General features: G+C 41.2%; 14 protein-coding genes. 4 read left to right on the forward strand and 10 right to left on the reverse strand.

Translation table 11 applies throughout. From position 1 onward, the window contains the following. Positions 1–139 precede the first annotated feature (139 nt). The 4 genes from AC4CU2_RS12075 to pilG are packed head-to-tail and all read right to left on the reverse strand — an operon-like array spanning position 140 to position 3,585. Positions 140–2,212 (reverse strand): methyl-accepting chemotaxis protein, encoded by a 2,073-nt coding sequence (locus AC4CU2_RS12075; protein WP_490768888.1) that lies wholly within the window; start codon positions 2,210–2,212, stop codon positions 140–142. 50 nt (positions 2,213–2,262) lie between these two features. Further along, on the reverse strand, positions 2,263–2,799 hold the full coding sequence (locus tag AC4CU2_RS12080; RefSeq protein ID WP_004694490.1) for a chemotaxis protein CheW: 537 nt from the start codon (positions 2,797–2,799) through the stop codon (positions 2,263–2,265). Positions 2,800–2,804: 5 nt separating this feature from the next. Beyond that, the gene (locus AC4CU2_RS12085; protein WP_004694491.1) at positions 2,805–3,173 is read right to left on the reverse strand and encodes a response regulator; all 369 of its coding nucleotides are present in this window, start codon (positions 3,171–3,173) and stop codon (positions 2,805–2,807) included. Positions 3,174–3,201: 28 nt separating this feature from the next. Continuing rightward, positions 3,202–3,585 (reverse strand): twitching motility response regulator PilG, encoded by a 384-nt coding sequence (pilG, locus tag AC4CU2_RS12090; protein WP_004694493.1) that lies wholly within the window; start codon positions 3,583–3,585, stop codon positions 3,202–3,204. A 280-nt stretch (positions 3,586–3,865) separates the two neighbouring features. Here pilG and AC4CU2_RS12095 point away from each other — a divergent pair, with 280 nt between their 5' ends. From AC4CU2_RS12095 to AC4CU2_RS12110, 4 genes are all read left to right on the forward strand, one after another. Further along, on the forward strand, positions 3,866–4,504 hold the full coding sequence (locus AC4CU2_RS12095; RefSeq protein WP_087010454.1) for a hypothetical protein: 639 nt from the start codon (positions 3,866–3,868) through the stop codon (positions 4,502–4,504). A gap of 57 nt (positions 4,505–4,561) precedes the next feature. After that, positions 4,562–5,689 (forward strand): efflux RND transporter periplasmic adaptor subunit, encoded by a 1,128-nt coding sequence (locus AC4CU2_RS12100; RefSeq protein WP_490768889.1) that lies wholly within the window; start codon positions 4,562–4,564, stop codon positions 5,687–5,689. A 20-nt stretch (positions 5,690–5,709) separates the two neighbouring features. Beyond that, the gene (locus tag AC4CU2_RS12105; protein WP_490768890.1) at positions 5,710–8,814 is read left to right on the forward strand and encodes an efflux RND transporter permease subunit; all 3,105 of its coding nucleotides are present in this window, start codon (positions 5,710–5,712) and stop codon (positions 8,812–8,814) included. 95 nt (positions 8,815–8,909) lie between these two features. Continuing rightward, the gene (locus tag AC4CU2_RS12110; protein ID WP_490768891.1) at positions 8,910–10,628 is read left to right on the forward strand and encodes a proline--tRNA ligase; all 1,719 of its coding nucleotides are present in this window, start codon (positions 8,910–8,912) and stop codon (positions 10,626–10,628) included. Between the two features lie 57 nt (positions 10,629–10,685). On the opposite strand, the gene AC4CU2_RS12115 is transcribed toward AC4CU2_RS12110, so the two are convergent. From AC4CU2_RS12115 to AC4CU2_RS12140, 6 genes are all read right to left on the reverse strand, one after another. Continuing rightward, positions 10,686–12,038, reverse strand: a complete 1,353-nt coding sequence (locus AC4CU2_RS12115) for a hypothetical protein (protein WP_490768892.1) — start codon at positions 12,036–12,038, stop codon at positions 10,686–10,688. A 24-nt stretch (positions 12,039–12,062) separates the two neighbouring features. Next, complete coding sequence (locus tag AC4CU2_RS12120; RefSeq protein WP_490768893.1) at positions 12,063–14,348, reverse strand: DUF6160 family protein; 2,286 nt, start codon at positions 14,346–14,348, stop codon at positions 12,063–12,065. Between the two features lie 26 nt (positions 14,349–14,374). Continuing rightward, positions 14,375–15,058: a hypothetical protein gene (locus tag AC4CU2_RS12125; RefSeq protein WP_234962869.1), complete on the reverse strand. Its 684-nt coding sequence runs from the start codon at positions 15,056–15,058 to the stop codon at positions 14,375–14,377. Between the two features lie 9 nt (positions 15,059–15,067). After that, positions 15,068–16,510 carry a hypothetical protein gene (locus tag AC4CU2_RS12130; RefSeq protein WP_419276728.1) on the reverse strand — a complete coding sequence of 481 codons (1,443 nt, stop codon included), beginning with the start codon at positions 16,508–16,510 and terminating at the stop codon, positions 15,068–15,070. A 238-nt stretch (positions 16,511–16,748) separates the two neighbouring features. Continuing rightward, positions 16,749–17,318 (reverse strand): dCTP deaminase, encoded by a 570-nt coding sequence (dcd, locus tag AC4CU2_RS12135; RefSeq protein ID WP_004694514.1) that lies wholly within the window; start codon positions 17,316–17,318, stop codon positions 16,749–16,751. A 114-nt stretch (positions 17,319–17,432) separates the two neighbouring features. Further along, complete coding sequence (locus AC4CU2_RS12140; protein ID WP_490768894.1) at positions 17,433–18,026, reverse strand: LysE family translocator; 594 nt, start codon at positions 18,024–18,026, stop codon at positions 17,433–17,435. Between the last annotated feature and the right edge of the window lie 174 nt (positions 18,027–18,200).

Genomic DNA, 18,200 nt, shown 5'->3' on the forward strand with positions numbered 1-18,200 from the left:
ACCCAAAAAAGGTGCATAAACTTCATTATAACCATCATCCCAAACCAGTCTTTTTGCTCAAGCTAATTGAGTTGATGTGTATCCTGATTTTGGTATGCTACTCAAGCGATGAGCAGCATACCTCCCCCGAAGCAAGCGCTTAATCAGGCAGTTTAAAGTCTGTTACAGACTCACGTAACGCTTCCGCCATGTTCGCAAGTTCAGAGACTGAACGTGCTGTATCGAACGTCGCAGTGGTGGTTTGTGAGGTAATTTCTTGTACGACATTCATCGTAGTTGCAATATGACCTGCAGACGCGGATTGTAGCTTTGCTGCATCCGAAATGTTTGCAATCAATTTCGCCAAATTACCCGATACGTTTTGAATCTCATCTAGCGCAACACCCGCATCCTTAGATAAGTTCGCACCGCGTACAACTTCAAACGTGGTTTGTTCCATCGAAATTACAGCTTCGTTGGTGTCGGTCTGAATGGTTTTCACCAGTGTTTCAATCTGTTTGGTTGCTGAAGCTGAACGCTCTGCAAGACGCTGTACTTCATCCGCAACCACGGCGAAACCACGACCTGCTTCACCTGCCATCGATGCTTGGATCGCTGCGTTTAAAGCCAAGATGTTCGTTTGGTCGGCAATATCGTTAATCAAGGCAACGATGTTACCAATCTCTTGTGAAGATTCACCCAAACGTTTAATACGTTTAGAGGTTTCTTGAATCTGCTCACGAATGATATCCATACCTTCAATTGAACGGTTTACAACATTCGCGCCATTTGCAGCAATTTTTACTGAACGTTCCGCTACCACCGCAGATTCTTCAGCGTTTGAAGATACTTGGTCAATTGACATTGCCATTTCGTTAATCGCGGCAGATGCACCCGCAATTTCTTGCGCTTGGTGTTCAGATGCTTCGGCTAACTGGTTGGTAATCCCCTGCGTACTTGCCGTATATTGTGCAACCTCTTGAGAGGTTTCAGTAATACGCGATACAAGGTCACGCAATTGGTCAATTGCGAAGTTAATCGAGTCGGCAATTGCACCCGTGAAGTCTTCAGATACCGTAGCATATGAACGCAAGTCACCATCTGCAAGATCGGCAATCTCATCCAGTAAACGTAAAATCGCGTTTTGGTTACGGTCATATTCATCTTGTAGACGAGATACACGTTTTTTATCTGATTCGCCACGAAGTACAAGTAATTTAAATACACAGAATAAGAAGGCAATCAGGGCTAGAATTAGACCTAAGGCAGGAATTGCAATCGCTAAACCTGTACCACCTGACAATTTGTTCAAATTGCTTAACAAAGCATCCGACTGTTCAAAAATCGATGATGACGCTTGGCGTACTTTAACGATTTGTGATGAGTTCTTTAAGACGGTTGCTGCTGCTGACTTCAGTACATCATCATATTCAGATTGAATACTGGTTAAAGAGTCACGCATTTCAGGGTCATTAATACGCTCTACACCTAAATCCGCACTGCCATTTAACTGTGCGTTTAAGTATGACGCGAAGGTTTCTGTATCTGAGCTAAAGTCATCCGCAGATTCACGCGAGTTGTCTGAACCGGTTAATACCGAACCAATTGAACGTAAAATACGTTCCGCAATGAATACTTGGTTTTTTGCAATTACGACTTGGTTAGCTGGCACATTTTGACGTGCCATTTGGTCAACCATTAAGTTGTATTCGGCCTGAATCCCCGGAATACTTTCACTAATCGCAATGTTGGTATCGTAGAGTTGGTTAATGATTTTTTGTTGTGAAGCAATTAAATCAATATTTTCAGAAACTTTTTTCCACTGTGCATCTACTTCACGCAGTGCGTCTGTGCTCGCGTGAATATCTTTTACTGTTTCTAAATTTTCAGCAAAAGACTTTTGTGATTCTGTCAGTTTTTTAATAGCTTCAGGCGTACCTGATGCTGTTGCTTCAGTTGCCTGACGCGAAATCGTTTGTGATAAAAGACGTAAATCACCCAAGCTACGGGTGAATTCGTTATTTCGAGGTACACTATAGAATAGGTACAACAGTAAGAAAATTGCCAGTACGATACAAAATGCCGCACCCAAAATTAATGGCTTGGACTTTTCACTATCACCAAATACACGTGAAAACTGTTCCGTCTGTGATTGAAGTTTTGCTACTAAAGCATTTCCACCTGAGCGGTTACTGCTTCCATCCGTATTTTTCTTTTTAAGTTTAAAGCCCATGCAGCTTCTCCCCGATTTACGCCCTTATAATTTCGCGCGCGACAATGATATTAATTTATAAATTTTATAGATGCGTTCATATACTTTGGATTGTCTAATAAGCGACTGAATAAGAAAACATGCCATTGTTGGTTGTGTTGGTGAAAATACCCTTGGCAATATTCTTTTAAATTCCGATCTAAATCTTCATGTTTAGAAAAGAAACTTTTCTTATTAAAGTGCTGAATCCCCAGAACCTGATCTACAACTAAACCGACATAGTGGTCATTGTGACTAATACAGAGTACTTTTTGAGTTGGTGAATACGCACTGCGATGCCCTGATACATAGTGCGCTAAATCGGCAACAGAAAGTAAACGTCCTCGAATATTGGCCAAACCCACAACCCAAGGCTGAGTATTTGGCACTAAGGTATATTTCGGAGGATAAATTACTTCTGCAACTTCACCTAATGGCGCAACGAAATATTGCCCCATCATCTCAAAAGCAATGCCCGACCAGCGGTTTACCTCATTTTCGTTTGAAACGTAGTTTTTATTACCACGTTTAGCAAGTCGAAGTAATTCGATAAATCCATTTGCTGCCATAGAGCTTATCCTGCGTTCAGGTGTTGCTTAATCACATCAATCAGTTGGTTTTCATCAACAGGCTTAGTTAAATAATCACACGCACCTTGACGCTTACCCCATACACGGTCTGTAGCCTGATCTTTAGTACTGACGATCACTACGGGAATGTGTTTTGTTGTTGCGCCACGCGCAATTTGACGGGTTGCTTGGAAGCCATTAACGCCTGGCATCACCACATCCATCAACACAAGATCAGGAAGTTCAGCTTGAGCCATGGTTACACCATCGGCACCATTCGACGCTTCAATCACTTCAAAACCGTGTTTCCCCAAAATTTCTTTAAAGCGGAATGTCTCTGTAGGTGAGTCATCCACAATTAAAATACGCGCCATAATTTCCCCCCAATTACACTTATATTATTTATGCTGAAACGTGATTACGAATCGCATTTAATAATTCATCTTTACTAAACGGCTTTGTTAAATATTCATCTGAACCGACAACACGCCCTTTGGCTTGGTCAAATAGACCATCTTTGCTAGAGAGCATCACGACAGGAATATTTTGATAATTTTGTGAATTTTTGATTAATGCACACGTTTGATAGCCATCGAGACGCGGCATCATAATGTCGACAAATACGATATCAGGATTGGCTTGAGCAATTTTTGACAATGCGTCAAAACCATCGACTGCAGTCACCACTTCACAACCTTCGCGTTGCAATAATGTTTCAGCTGTGCGACGAATGGTTTTTGAATCATCAATGACCATTACTTTTAGATTCTGGAATTTATCGTCCATTTAATATGACCCTTCCCATTTTTAGAATGTTTGTAGAAACAGATTCGTAGACGCTTTACAAGTTACGTACACTTTTAACATATATTTACTTATATTTTCAACGAACAGTTTCCGCATAAAACCACACTTCATCTTCTTTTTAAGAACGGCTTCACACTTTCCTATACCCGTCGATTTTTTTTTGACTGATTATATTTTTTATTCCTAAATTTAGGACTAATATAGCACTATTTATTGCTTGTAAATAAGTAATTTAGTCAACTTTAAACTGGGGGTATCGATGCTTAGGGAGTTTAATCACAAACTTGCTTTGATCGTGAAAAAAAGGATGACTGCGAAAGTCATTTTGCTGGCTTTGCTAAGTTTGCAGACCATCTCGATTATGGCCGATCCACCTAAAGCGGTCTGGTATCGATATTACGACAGTAAAGGCATCGCAAACGTCAGTAGCAGTGTCACCCCAAACCATATTCGTTATGGTTATGAAGCACTCGATAGCAACATGCAAGTGATTCAACGGGCACGCCCATACAACGCAGAAAAAGATGCGCAATATGCGCCGCAACGTGCAGCAGCAGCCAAGCAACGCGAGTCAGATCTTAAATTAAAACGCGCTTATACCAACAGCCAAGTCGCCACTCAAAAACGCAATACCGCCCTTTCTTATATCTTAAAGCAGATTAAATTCCAGCAAGATGAATTAAAACAATTACAAAATGACCGCATTGGATTCTTACGCCAAGAAAAAGAGAACATGCGTAAAGGCAAAAGCAATCCGAAACCGCTCCAAGATATGATTGATTATAATTCCAAAAATATTGTGATGAAAAAAGAGCAAATACAATCGTTACAAAGTCACTATCGTAATACCAAGGCTGAATACGACAGAATTATTGCTCGTTTAAAAACACTTGAATAATCTGCGTCTTATTTACAGTGTGCTGACTTTCGCCGCTAGACCAAAGGATTTGACTCAATGCAGGCTGCACCATGTATAAAAACTAAATTAAGCCGCCAAGTGCTCCCTATTTTTAAACTCAGTCCGCTGTGTTTGTGCTTACTCCTCTCTGCCTGCCAAAAACAAGGCGAAGTCACCTCCCCTACTTCGTCTACAGCTAAAATCGAGCTGATAGCACAAGACTTGGTTCAGTTCCAAGAAGGGCCTTCTATCCAACGTACAGCTTTTACTGGCACCATTCGAGCCGTCAATCAAAGTTCCATTCAGGCTCAAGTGACAGCGACAGCAACCGCAGTTTCAGTTCAAGTTGGACAAGCTGTTCAAAAAGGGCAAGTGTTGGTTCGATTGAACAATCAAGATAATGCTGCACGTCTTGCCCAAGCTCAAGCCAATCTTGCATCAACCCAAGCCCAAGCCAATCTTGCAAAAAGCATGGTTCAAAGAAAAAAACGTTTACTCGATCAGGGCTTTATTTCTAAAGTGGAATATGAACAAAGCCTTGTAGACTATCAAGCTCAATTAGAAAATGTTCGCGCACAACAAGCCTATGTCGATATAGCCGAAAAAGCAGATCACGATGGCACTATTTTAAGCCCGATTTCAGGGGTTATTACTCAATGCCAGGTAGAACCTGGACAAACAGTATCCGCAGGACAAACCCTATTTGAAATCATTGACCCGAGTCATTTAGAAATACAGGCCAAAATTCCAAGTGATCTACAAGCCGCTTTAAGTTTGGGACAAAAAATTGAATATCGACTGCAAGGCAATCCTCAAAAACTGACAGCCAAGCTTACTCGTATTTCCCCGATTGCAGACCCCGCAAGCCGTCAAATTGAGTTTTTTGCTCAGCCAATTGAAAGTATTAATTCATTGAGTATTGGGACCTTTGTAGAGGGAGACATACTTGGTTCACAGTCCATCTCAGGGCAAATTATCCCACTGGATACCATTCAAAACATACAAAATTCACCTTATGTTTGGGTGATTCGCCACAATAAAATTGAACGTGTTCACATAAAAGTATTGGAACAACGCTATAGCAACAACAGTGCTGTGGTACAGGGACTACAAACCGGCGACCAGATTAGTCGTATAAAGTTTAATGAAAATGATTTGCATCAAATGGTGACAATCAATCCATAAAATAAGAAAAGGTTGTTGCTATGTGGTTAACCCGTATTAGTGTGAAATATCCTGTTTTTACCATCATGATGATGTTTTGTCTGATGGTTTTAGGCTTAGCCTCTTGGCAAAGAATGGGAGTTGAGGAGTTTCCTGATGTCGATTTCCCCTTCGTGGTGGTTTATACCACCTATCCTGGGGCATCGCCTGAAACGGTTGAGTCTGAAATCACCAAGAAAATGGAAGATCAAATCAATACCATTTCAGGTTTAAAACAGGTCATTTCTCAGTCTAGCGAAGGATTATCGACCATTATTGCTGAATTTGATCTCGATGTTTCTTCTGCTATAGCCGCGCAAGATGTACGCGATAAAATTGCACCGGTCACCGCTCAATTTCGAGACGAAATTCAAGACCCGATTGTTGAACGTTACGATCCTTCTGCCAATGCCGTGATGTCAATTGTATTTGAATCACAAAACATGTCACTGAAAGAGCTCAGTTCTTATTTGGATCAGCGCATCGTTCCACAGTTTAGAACCGTTTCTGGTGTCGGGACAGTCAACTTGTTGGGTGATGCCAAGCGACAAATTCGCATACAGATTGAACCCCACAAATTACAAAGTTTTGGGATTGGTATTGACCAGATCATCAACACGCTAAAAGCTGAAAATGTCGAGGTTCCGGGTGGAACGTTGAAACATGGTAACAGTGAACTTGTGGTCGAAATTAAGTCTAAAGTGATTCATCCTTTAGCCTTCGGCGATTTGGTGATTGCCAATAAAAATGGTGTGCCGATTTATTTGCGCCAAGTTGCAAGCATTTCAGACAGCCAAGCCGAACTTGAGTCAAGTGCCTATTTAGACGGTAAAACCGCGGTTGCGATTGATATTTTACGCAGTTCCGATTCAAATGTAATTGACGTGGTCGACGGCACTTATGAGACCTTAGCAGATATCGAAAAACAGTTGCCTGAAGGCACCACAGCAAAAGTGGTGGTAGATTCATCCAAAGGCATTCGTAACAGCATCACCGATGTTGCACGTACAATTATTGAAGGTGCAGCACTTGCCGTTTTGATTGTCCTGCTGTTTTTAGGCTCATTCCGTTCCACCGCCATTACAGGCATGACGTTACCAATTGCTCTCCTTGGCACTCTGACGTTTATTTGGATCTTCGGCTTTAGCATCAACATGATGACCTTACTAGCACTATCACTCAGCATTGGTCTACTGATTGATGATGCGATTGTAGTCCGTGAAAATATTGTGCGACATGCAGACATGGGCAAAGACCCTGTCACAGCAGCCCTTGATGGCACCAAAGAAATTGGACTCGCTGTTTTAGCCACCACCTTAACCATTGTTGCGGTGTTCTTACCTGTGGCATTTATGGGCGGTATTATCGGGCGCTTTTTCTATCAGTTTGGCGTAACCGTCAGTACTGCTGTGCTGATCTCCATGTTTGTCAGCTTTACTTTAGATCCAATGCTATCTGCACATTGGGCTGAACAGCAAAATCCACATAAGCCACCCAATCGAGTCAAACGTTTCTTTAATTGGATTTCTGGCAAACTAGATAATCTCAGCCATGACTATGAGAAATTACTCAAGCTTGCTCTGCGCTTCCGATTCATCACCCTCATGATTGCTGTGGCTTCGCTATTCGGTGCATTAGGCTTATCTAAACTGATTGGAACAGAGTTTGTCCCTGTTCCAGATAAAGGTGAGATTCGGATTAAGTTTGAAACACCTGTAGATGCCTCTTTAGAATATTCACAAGCCAAACTGCTGCAAGTCGATAAAATTATTCAGCAGCACCCTGACGTTCGAGCAACCTATGCCGTGATTAATGGTGTTACGGATCGTGGTAAAAACCATGTCAGTATTCGCGTAACCGTTACGCCACGTACAGAACGTAAGAAAAGCTTAACCGACTTAAACAATGAATTCCGCCAACGCCTGCAACAAGTGGGTGGCATTACTGTGACCTCAATTGCCTCCGCAGATGAAACGGTATCGGGCGGACAAAAGCCAGTGATGATTTCCATCAAAGGTCCAGACTTAGCCGAATTGCAAAAAATTTCAGACCGCTTTATCGCAGAAATTGCACAAGTCAAAGGCATTGTCGACTTAGAAAGCTCACTTAAAGCTCCTAAACCGACTTTAGGTGTGCATATTAATCGGGTCTTAGCCAGCGATTTGGGCCTATCGGTCAATCAAATTGCCAATGTGATTCGCCCACTGATTGCGGGAGATGATGTCACCACTTGGCAAGATGCCAAAGGCGAAACCTATGATGTTAACCTGCGCTTAACTGAAAATGCGCGTAGCTTACCTAGTGATGTACAAAACCTTTACCTCACATCGCAAAAAACGGATGCCAATGGTCAAGCTTTATTGATTCCCCTTTCTAGTGTTGCGCATTTAGAGCAAAGTCTGGGGGCATCGCAGATTAATCGTCGCGATCTAGCAAGGGAAGTCTTAGTCGAAGCCAACACCGCGGGTCGTCCTGCAGGCGATATTGGTGCAGATATTAAAAAAATTGAAGACAACTTTGATCTTCCTGCAGGTTATAGCTTTGACACGCAAGGTTCAAACAAAGATATGGCTGAATCCGCAGGTTATGCCATGACCGCAATCACCTTATCCATCGTGTTTATTTATATTGTGCTAGGTTCGCAGTTTAATAGTTTTATTCACCCTGCGGCTATTATGGCTTCCCTTCCACTCTCATTGATTGGGGTATTTTTAGCGCTCTTCTTATTCAACTCCACCATGAACTTGTTTTCTATTATCGGTATTATCATGTTGATGGGTCTGGTGACCAAGAATGCAATTCTATTGATCGATTTCATTAAAAAAGCCATGGATCACGGCGTTGATCGTTATCAAGCGATTATTGATGCAGGTAAAACACGTCTACGGCCTATTTTGATGACTACTAGCGCTATGGTAATGGGCATGATACCTCTGGCTTTAGGGCTAGGTGAAGGGGGTGAACAAAGTGCACCGATGGCACATGCAGTAATCGGCGGTGTCATTACATCGACACTGCTGACCTTAGTGGTGGTTCCTGTCATCTTCACCTATTTAGATGACTTTAAGAACTTTATACTGCGTCAAGTACGTAAAATCATGTCATAATAATCAACATTTTTCTGAGGCGGTGTCGACATGCCTCCTCATTTTTTATCGTATAATCTTTGACTTTCAAAGTTTAAAATTTTAGGACAGTTTCCATGCGCGCGAGTCGCTTTTTATTTGCAACGTTAAGAGAAACCCCAAATGACGCAGAAGTGATTTCACATCAACTAATGTTACGTGCTGGGATGATTCGTAAATTGGCTTCAGGTTTATACACTTGGCTGCCGATGGGCGTTCGCGTATTAAATAAAGTTGCAGCGATCGTTCATGAAGAAATGAACAATGCGGGTTCACTCGAAGTCCTGATGCCCGTAACTCAGCCAGCATCTTTATGGGAAGAATCTGGTCGATACGTCCAATACGGCCCTGAACTGCTTCGTTTCAAAGACCGCCATGGCAACCCTTTCGTACTTGGCCCTACCCACGAAGAAGTCATTACCGACCTTGCGCGCAATGAACTCAAAAGCTATAAACAATTGCCTGCAAACTTCTATCAAGTACAAACCAAATTCCGTGATGAAATTCGTCCACGTTTCGGTGTAATGCGTTCACGTGAATTTATTATGAAAGATGCTTATTCTTTCCACGCAAACCAAGAATCACTGCAAGAAACCTATGACATCATGTACGACGCGTACTGCAAAATCTTTAGCCGTTTAGGTTTAGATTTCCGTCCAGTGCAAGCCGATACAGGTTCAATTGGTGGTTCAGGCTCACATGAATTCCACGTATTAGCATCAAGTGGTGAAGATGATATCGCCTTCTCGACTGAATCTGACTATGCGGCAAATATTGAAATGGCTGAGGCTGTTTTAGTCGGTGAACGTGCAGCGCCAACCAAAGCATTAGAAGTTGTCGATACACCAAATCAAAAAACCATTGCAGACGTCTCTAACTTCTTAAAATCTGATCCTGCACACTCTGTAAAAGCCTTGTTAGTACAAGGTATTGCAGCCGAAGAAGGCCAAGCAACACCGGTAGTGGCATTGTTCTTACGTGGCGATCATGAGCTGAATGAAATTAAAGCGGAGAAACATCCACGTATCGCATCACCATTAACTTTTGCAACAGAAGAACAACTTGTTGCACTGGGTTTAACCGCTGGTTTCTGTGGACCACAAGGCTTAGTTGAAAAAGGATTAACGGTCATTGCTGACCGTTCGGCCTCTATCCTATCTGACTTTGTTGCAGGTGCAAATGAGGTTGATAAACACGTGACTGGTCTAAACTGGGAACGTGATGCACAGTTCACTGAAGTTTATGACTTACGTAATGTGGTTGAGGGTGATCCTTCTCCAGACGGTAAAGGTACGCTGCAAATTAAACGTGGTATCGAAGTAGGGCATATTTTCCAACTCGGTCAAAAGTACTCAGAAGCTTTGGGCTGTAAAGTTCTAGGTGAAGATGGTAAGCCATTTACTGTCACCATGGGTTGTTACGGTATTGGTGTAACACGCGTGGTTGCCTCTGCAATTGAGCAAAACTTTGACGAAAAAGGCATTATTTGGCCTGCGGCAATTGCACCATTTGAAGTTGCCATTGTGCCTATGAATGCACATAAGTCTCCACGTACTTTGGAAGCAGCTGAAGCACTGTACGCTGAACTGACGGCAGCAGGTTATGATGTATTACTGGATGATCGTAACGAACGTCCAGGCGTGAAATTCTCAGACCTTGAGCTTACAGGTATTCCTCACCGTATTGTGATTGGTGAGAAAGGCTTAGATGCTGGTACTTTTGAATATAAAGGCCGTCGTGATGCTGAATCTGTAAACATTTCTAAAGAAGAGTTATTGGCGAAAATTGCAAAATAATTCATTTTAGATTAAAAAAATCCCGCGTATATCGCGGGATTTTTTATGAAAATTTAATTAGCAGAATTTTAAACCACCGTAACAGTTTGATCTAAAGTTTTGCCCTTGTAAGCTTAAATTGGTCAGTGGAAAATCCAAAGTCGTCGTATTAATTGGAACATTCCCAACAACTAAGGCAGAACCACCGACACATCCTGTTAAAAGATTACCGCAATTTCGAGGATTGCTCGTTAGATCTTTATTAATACCCGCAATGGTTTGTTTTAAGACTTCATTGGTAATTGCCACTTTGGTCGTTGGACTTAAGCTGCCCAGCTCGACTTCATCTTCCATCGCCAGCCACCAGCCTTTATTTGCTCCAACCGCAGCACCCGTCCATAGGATATCTTGTGATTGCAAAGATAATGATGCTGGGTTGTTTAAATACAGTGCATGAATTAAGCCTAAACTTTGGTTCACAGTGATATCTGTTTTAAGCCCAGTAATATTGCCGGACACCTGTTTATCTAAGTTTAAAAAACCGAGTACTTTAGCTGTTAATTGTCCACTAAAATCAATTTGCCCAACAGTACCCGTCCCTTTTAAAGTTACATCCTTCATTCGAGTCCCCGACACAACTGTCGAATTAATCGTAAAAGGCGCTGTAGTCGAAGATAAATTTAAATTATAAGTATCAGACGTATATGAAATATCATAACAAGGGTCTAAAAAACCACCTACACAAGTTGTCCCAGAACTACTTCCGAGTAATCGTCCTTGCACAATACCATTCATAGTTAATCCTGTATCCGCAAAGGTCATGCTACGAGCTGCTGTCACTGCAGTACCAGATGCAGTTTTGGTTTTCATATATCCACTAAAGGTATTAATTCCATTGGGTATCGCATTATTATTTGCATCTACATCATTATTGGTACCTAATGTCATCAAGCCTTTAATCTTTTCAGCACTCACACGAAAACCGAGTACTTCACGTGTTGCTGCTGAGGTCGGATTTTTAATGGCGAACTGAATAAATGGATTTGTGATTAATGCCGAAGTCGCTGCGCGCTGATCCGATGTATAGTTTGGATCATCAGGTAGTCCACTTAAACCAATATGATCAATATCAATATCACAACTGTTGGCTCGAATTGAATTATTGTCGCCACCACATCCCAATTGAAGCTTTTTAATATTGGCATTCAGCTCCAATTCCGCACTAAGGGCTAACTTATAAAAACCAATGTTCGATTGATTATATGCTTTTCCTTGTGCATCGGTTGTATTCGTCCCCTGCTGAAACTCTAGATTCATCAAAGATTGACCTTCAACTTTTGACAATTCCTCGTCATTTAAAGCGGTCATCGCATAACTTTGACTCAAACCTAAAGTCGCTGTGATTAAAATTGAAATTAAAGACTTATTCATTTTATTTATTCCTTGTCATCCTTTTTAGCGCGGTGTAATCCCTAATGTGCTACGCATAGCCCCACCCGTAATAGCAATATCGGCAACCTTCTGCATGGTACCTGTTGGAGACAATGCGACCTCCGTCCTAAAGGCTGCTCCTTGTCCACCTGCTAATGCCTTATAGTTAAATTGCACTTGATTATCTATGACCACTGAGTCCTTTTGCATATGAATTTTTCCATTCAAACCTAAGTGACCTTGCATTTTGTTTAAGTTAAAACTTGAGGTTTTTGTTGTTGTTCCATTGCTATCGGTGTTACTTAAACTAATAAAACTTCCTTTTTTACTTTCATTACTCAGGTCTGTGCTACTCAACGTATTAAACTCAAAATTGGATTTAAATGACAAATAGTTGCTTTGTGGTGTCCCGCCTACAGCCTCAAGCCCTGGAATAATAAAGAGTTCACCTTTACCATCCAACATAAAAGCAATCGATGCGAGAACATCATCTTTTTTGGCAAAGTTATTAATCGGTACGACTTCTTTGGCACAACTATTTACCCCTGCTGGACAATTATATAGTGCACCCGGAAGCTGCCCGATTGCGATTTCCGCATTGGCAGCAAACAATAAGCTATCGGCTTTGATATAGATTTCATTTTCATTAAAACCAATCACACCATTGGCTTTAAAATATGAATCAATATTACGTAAGCCTGTATAGTAGTTAACTTCTTCGCCATGCTTACTCATCGCACCATCAATGACGATAATAGACGTTGTTTTAGGGTTGCCTTGACTATCTTCACCATAACCATCAGTTGATACTGCGATGTCATAACCCAACCCATCCTTCACTGTTCCAGCGGTATTGGTATATTTCTTGGCAAAAAATGCTGCATTGGCATTTAGGTTATAAATTGGAATACCTAAGCCCCATGTCCCTTCGTTAGTATTGTTTACCGCAATAGAATTATCTGAAATAAAGCGAGCTTTACGTGCAATGGCTTGAAAATCGAGTCCACGTACAGCAATAAAAGCCATATTTGAAGCATTGCCCGTTGGTGATGGGTTATAAATCAACTCATAGTTTTGCGCACCCAATATCGTCTTAATTTGGTCATTGACTACAAAACCCATTGAGTTGGTGCGAATGTTATTGATATAAATCTGGCCAAAATCAATATAGACATTTTGACTGTTTATTGCTGAATTGGGGTCAGTAGAAGTACGTACATTGAGCGGTGATAAATTTGAAAACTCGATGGCGTAACTACCTGTACCAGTGTGTCCTAATTCAAACGTTGTTGGTGTGCTAGCACCAAGCAAACTATTCCCTGCACGGGTAAAGTCAGCCGATACATTTAAATGTAAGCCGCCCGCATTCTTAAAACCATAACCTGCAGATGCAACCACCTCATTTTCTTGAACATTACCGTTAACACGGTTGACCGTATTAAACTTAGCAACACCAGTTTGGTCAGCATTCAACGCGATCTTGCCATTGGTTAATGCACCCGATGCCCCTATCCGAATTAAGTTCCGGTGAGTCGAGTTTGCTGAGCCATAACGTAAATCGACGTTTAACCCCGGATTTGTGGCATTGCCTACACGGCTGTCATGTACATCTGTCTTATCTTCCACTCGACCTAAAACAACAATATTATCGCCAACACTACCCTTTGAGGTGAGAACTACACCTTCCGTTTCATCGATATAGAGGTATCCATCAGCAGATAAATTGAAATTGAAATCTTTTAATGTTAAATCTTGATTATTTTGTCCATAGCTAATGCTCGCATTCTGCAATTTAAAATCTAAATGCACCTTTGAGTCGCGGTTGAACAGCCCATTCGTCGTTGCCAAATACACTTCAAAAGGTGAAATAGTTGAAAGCTTAAAACTTCCTAAATTTTGATCCGTTTCACCCGTTGCACAATTTGGTGAACACATCAGCATGATTTGGGCAGCCGTTGCGGTAAAAGGTGACACACTGGCAGAGAGCTGAATGCCAACCCCTTGCGTACCATTGGCTAATTGTGTTGTTCCCACATCAAAATCGAGTTTGGTTTTAATGTTGTTATAACCAGTCGCCGTTTTAACGTCAATATTATGTAAACCCAGTTTAATCGGTGTTTTTCCGACTTCCGCTGGATCGACCCAATTCAATTGTTTAATGTCAACTTTTGAAGCTTCATGGGTAATTGAAATACCATTTTGACCCGTTACATCACTTAAAATCTGATCATTCAAAGCTTGTAATGCATAACTTTGATTCGCTGCACAGATACACAGTGTCAGAAGGTTTAGTTTTATTATTTTATGCATCTCAATATCCTTTTGAAACTATGTGTCTAACAGCGGCTACCCGCAGTGCCCGAGCAGTTATAGCTAAAGATTTTTAGATTTCCATCCAGATGTAAGTTTCCGTGAACATTTAAGCCCATAAAACCTTGTTCCTGACCTTTATCAAAAGTTGGTACAGTTTTACTCGTACCATAACTGTTATACGTTGAGGTATTGAAATATCCATTTTCACCACTTTCTACGGAAAGGCTGGCAAAACCCAAGTTACGAATTTTAAGGGGTTTATCATCGAAAAACTTTAACATCATCGCAGTTTGTGGCTTACCTTCTTTATTCAGAATTGTGGTACCTTCCAGCGAAAATTTATCAATTTGCATGGTGCCTTGGAACTGCTTGAAAACCAGCCATTTTCGTTGCCCATTTTCCTTATGATTATTTGGAGAAATAGCGATACGACACAGTTCTAATAAAGCGCAATCTTGATTTGCGCGCATTTGATAATAGGCTTCAGTGACAATAGCTCGCCCATTTGCATCTACACCATTGATCCTAGAGATCGTATTTAAACTCATATCATTGGCATATTGGTGGTTGATCGATAGGGTTAAGCTCAAATCTGCACCGCCCTGTCCAGTCACACCGACCAGTTCCTTATTATCCAAATCAACCAAACCCGCTTGAGACAACATGGATATAGACATCAACATGGTTACACATAATTTTTTCATCATGTCAGTATCCTATAGCCCTGTGGTCTTAATTTTTAAGTGTTGGATCAATACACCATCTATAGCAACCGAACCGAGATTTACAGGAACTGCTGTTCCAGTCCCGCGGAATACCACACCAGTAGATTGTGTCGCCGTATTGGCTTTGAGCGTATTGGTGGTCGGATCTCGTGTCACGCTACCAATCGAAATACTGCTATGTGTTGCGTTATTCCCTTGGTACTGAATCGCGGTACTCCCTGCCCCCGTTTGAACAAAATTCGAACCACAATAGGCCACATTACAGGTTGATCCTTTATAATCAGCATTGTTTCCACCCTGTACATCTGGGTAGTAGGTATAAATCTGCTTATAAATCTCAGGCACATTCGGAATACGCGTGACTTCGAGAATAATATTGCGTCCTTCCGAACCTACAACAAAAGGCTGATACATATTACCCAAGACCAAGTTAATATTTGGGCTGTATAAATAAAGTCCCTCGCTCGCATCAAAAATTGGAGCCAATGAACGATCTAATGCGGGTGTGACTGCCGTACCATCGTTGGTCGCAGCTGTGCTCAGTCGAAGAACTTTAGTATTTAATAGCGCTTTATTTGCGTCATCATTGGCATAGACCAATCCAGATGGATCACCATTGGTATTGATCCGAAGTAAGGCTGCCATCCCAAAGGTTTTATTTTGCTGGTCTAAGGTAGATGCTTGAGTTTGAAACATACGCACCTGTGAGCCATTTAAACTCAATCCATTGGCAACCGCCTGTAAACGTATTCTTTGATTTAAACTTAAATCAGGATCTGCTGCCGCATTAGTTGTTGTTGGTGCACCTGTAATAGGATCCACTTTATTTTGGGAGTTCCAACTGCGTGAAAAAGCATCCCACCATAAACCTAATTTAATATTATTATCTGCGTCACTGGCTAGAACGGTCGCTAAAGGGGCTTCCAGCCCTAGAAAACTCACATCTGAACTTGCATTCGATTGATGAAACTGTTTAATCCCCGTGGCTGTGCCAGCGCGAAATAACCAAGGATTAACATCGCTTCCCCATGTGAAGCCCTGATTACTGAAACGGCTATTGGCATTATTATCAGACCGCGAAAGCGCTAAACCATAAATAAAGATGTCTGCTTTGGTTCGTTTCGTGCTCAGATCATCTGCGTCGGTATACTTGGAGTAGTTCTCACCCACAGGAATAATACGAATAAAGCCCGTGTCGTATTGTTGTGGATTGGCCACGCCACGGTTGTAGCTAGAAGCCGTGGAGAGATCATTGGCCCCTTGAAACACCATCTTGAAGTTTTCAGGAAGTAAAGCAATGCCTTCACCCGTAGTATCCGCTAGATATTCATCGGAAAGTGACTCAAGGGCAAATGTAGACTGCGCAAGCATGAGTCCGACAAGACTAGCTAAACAGGATTTTTTCAATCCTGCGGGATATATACGATTCGTCATCTCGACCATCCTTATTATTCGATGCTCCGCATCTTTATGTACTGCATCCTTTGCTTGGCATTCTACTCTGCGCACTATAATTTTTATTTGCGTCAACCAAAGCACTCTATTTCATAATTGATTATGCTGAAACTCAGCACAAATGCAAAACCAACTGTCCGATAATATTTATTTTCCGATGAATGAATTGACATAAAAAAAAGCGGATCAATGATCCGCTTTCTTACATATCAAAAACTTAGGTCTTCGGTAAAGTTACACCTGTTTGACCTTGGTACTTACCACCACGGTCTTTATACGATGTTTCACACACTTCGTCAGATTCGAAGAACAACATTTGTGCAACACCCTCACCTGCATAAATACGTGCAGGAAGATTGGTTGTGTTCGAGAACTCTAAAGTGACATGACCTTCCCACTCAGGCTCAAGTGGTGTGACATTTACGATAATACCGCAACGTGCATAGGTCGATTTACCCAAACACACAGTCAACACATTACGCGGAATACGGAAATACTCAACGGTACGTGCTAAAGCAAATGAGTTTGGTGGAATAATACAAACATCAGCTTCAATGTCGATAAAACTTTTATCATCAAAGTTTTTTGGATCTACAATTGCCGAGTGAACATTGGTAAAAACTTTAAACTCACGCGCGCAACGAACATCATAACCATAGCTCGACACACCATAAGAAATGAGTTTTTGACCATTTTCATCTAAACGAACTTGGTTTTCTGCATACGGTTCGATCATGCCGTGTTTTTCGCTCATTTCGCGAATCCAACGATCGGACTTAATAGCCATTTATTCTTTCCAAAAAAGCTTAATTTCAATAATTGCGTTGTACTTTAACTGAAATCGCTTTCAATGAAAATAAGCGCGTTTAAGTTCTCAAAATTTCTGGCTTTAATTACTAAATTAAAAGCTTAAAATCGCAGAATAGCTCAGCGGAATCGAAAAACTCATCAAAACCAGCGATGCTGTTTTTTGCAGGTTAGATTGGTTCAGCCAACGAATTTTATTGCTCGCTAAAATTGACCCGATAAAAGTCCAAAAGAAAGCAATTGGAATAATCAAAACCAAAAACAGCGACATATGCGACAGATAATAATCTAGTTTTGTCCACGCAATGGTTGGGAAAATGGCTGAAGCAAACAATAATGCTTTAGGGTTCAATAATGTTGCCAAAAACAGTTCACGCGCCCGAATAGTCGGTTGATTAAAACTTACTTCAGCATCGGCTGTACGCCATAATTTGATAGCCAAATAAATGATATAGCTTGCACTGAACAGTTTTAAAATAGTCGGCAATAAAGGCAAGTGTACAGACACTTTTCCAATGAGGAAGCCCCATGCCGTGATTGAAATGAGATAGCCAAAAGCTTCTGCTGGAATGAGACGCAAAGATTTACGAATACCAACTTGAATGCCCGAAGAGGCAAGTAGGGTATTGGTTGGTCCTGGAGTTAAAAGAATGGTTATCACTAAACCAATAAAAAACCAAGTGACCATATTCACAGACCCACATATATATAACTATAAGCGTAATGACTTGCCATGCTGAAAGCAATCAAATTTAGTGAACCGTGATAACAGTTTTTTTAATTTTCATTCAATAAGTAACATAAATGAAGCTTAAGACCCTTACCAAATCTAGCTTTCAGAAAGATAATTCCATACACTTTA

The sequence above is a fragment of the Acinetobacter sp. 797_lipA genome, assembly GCF_058243025.1.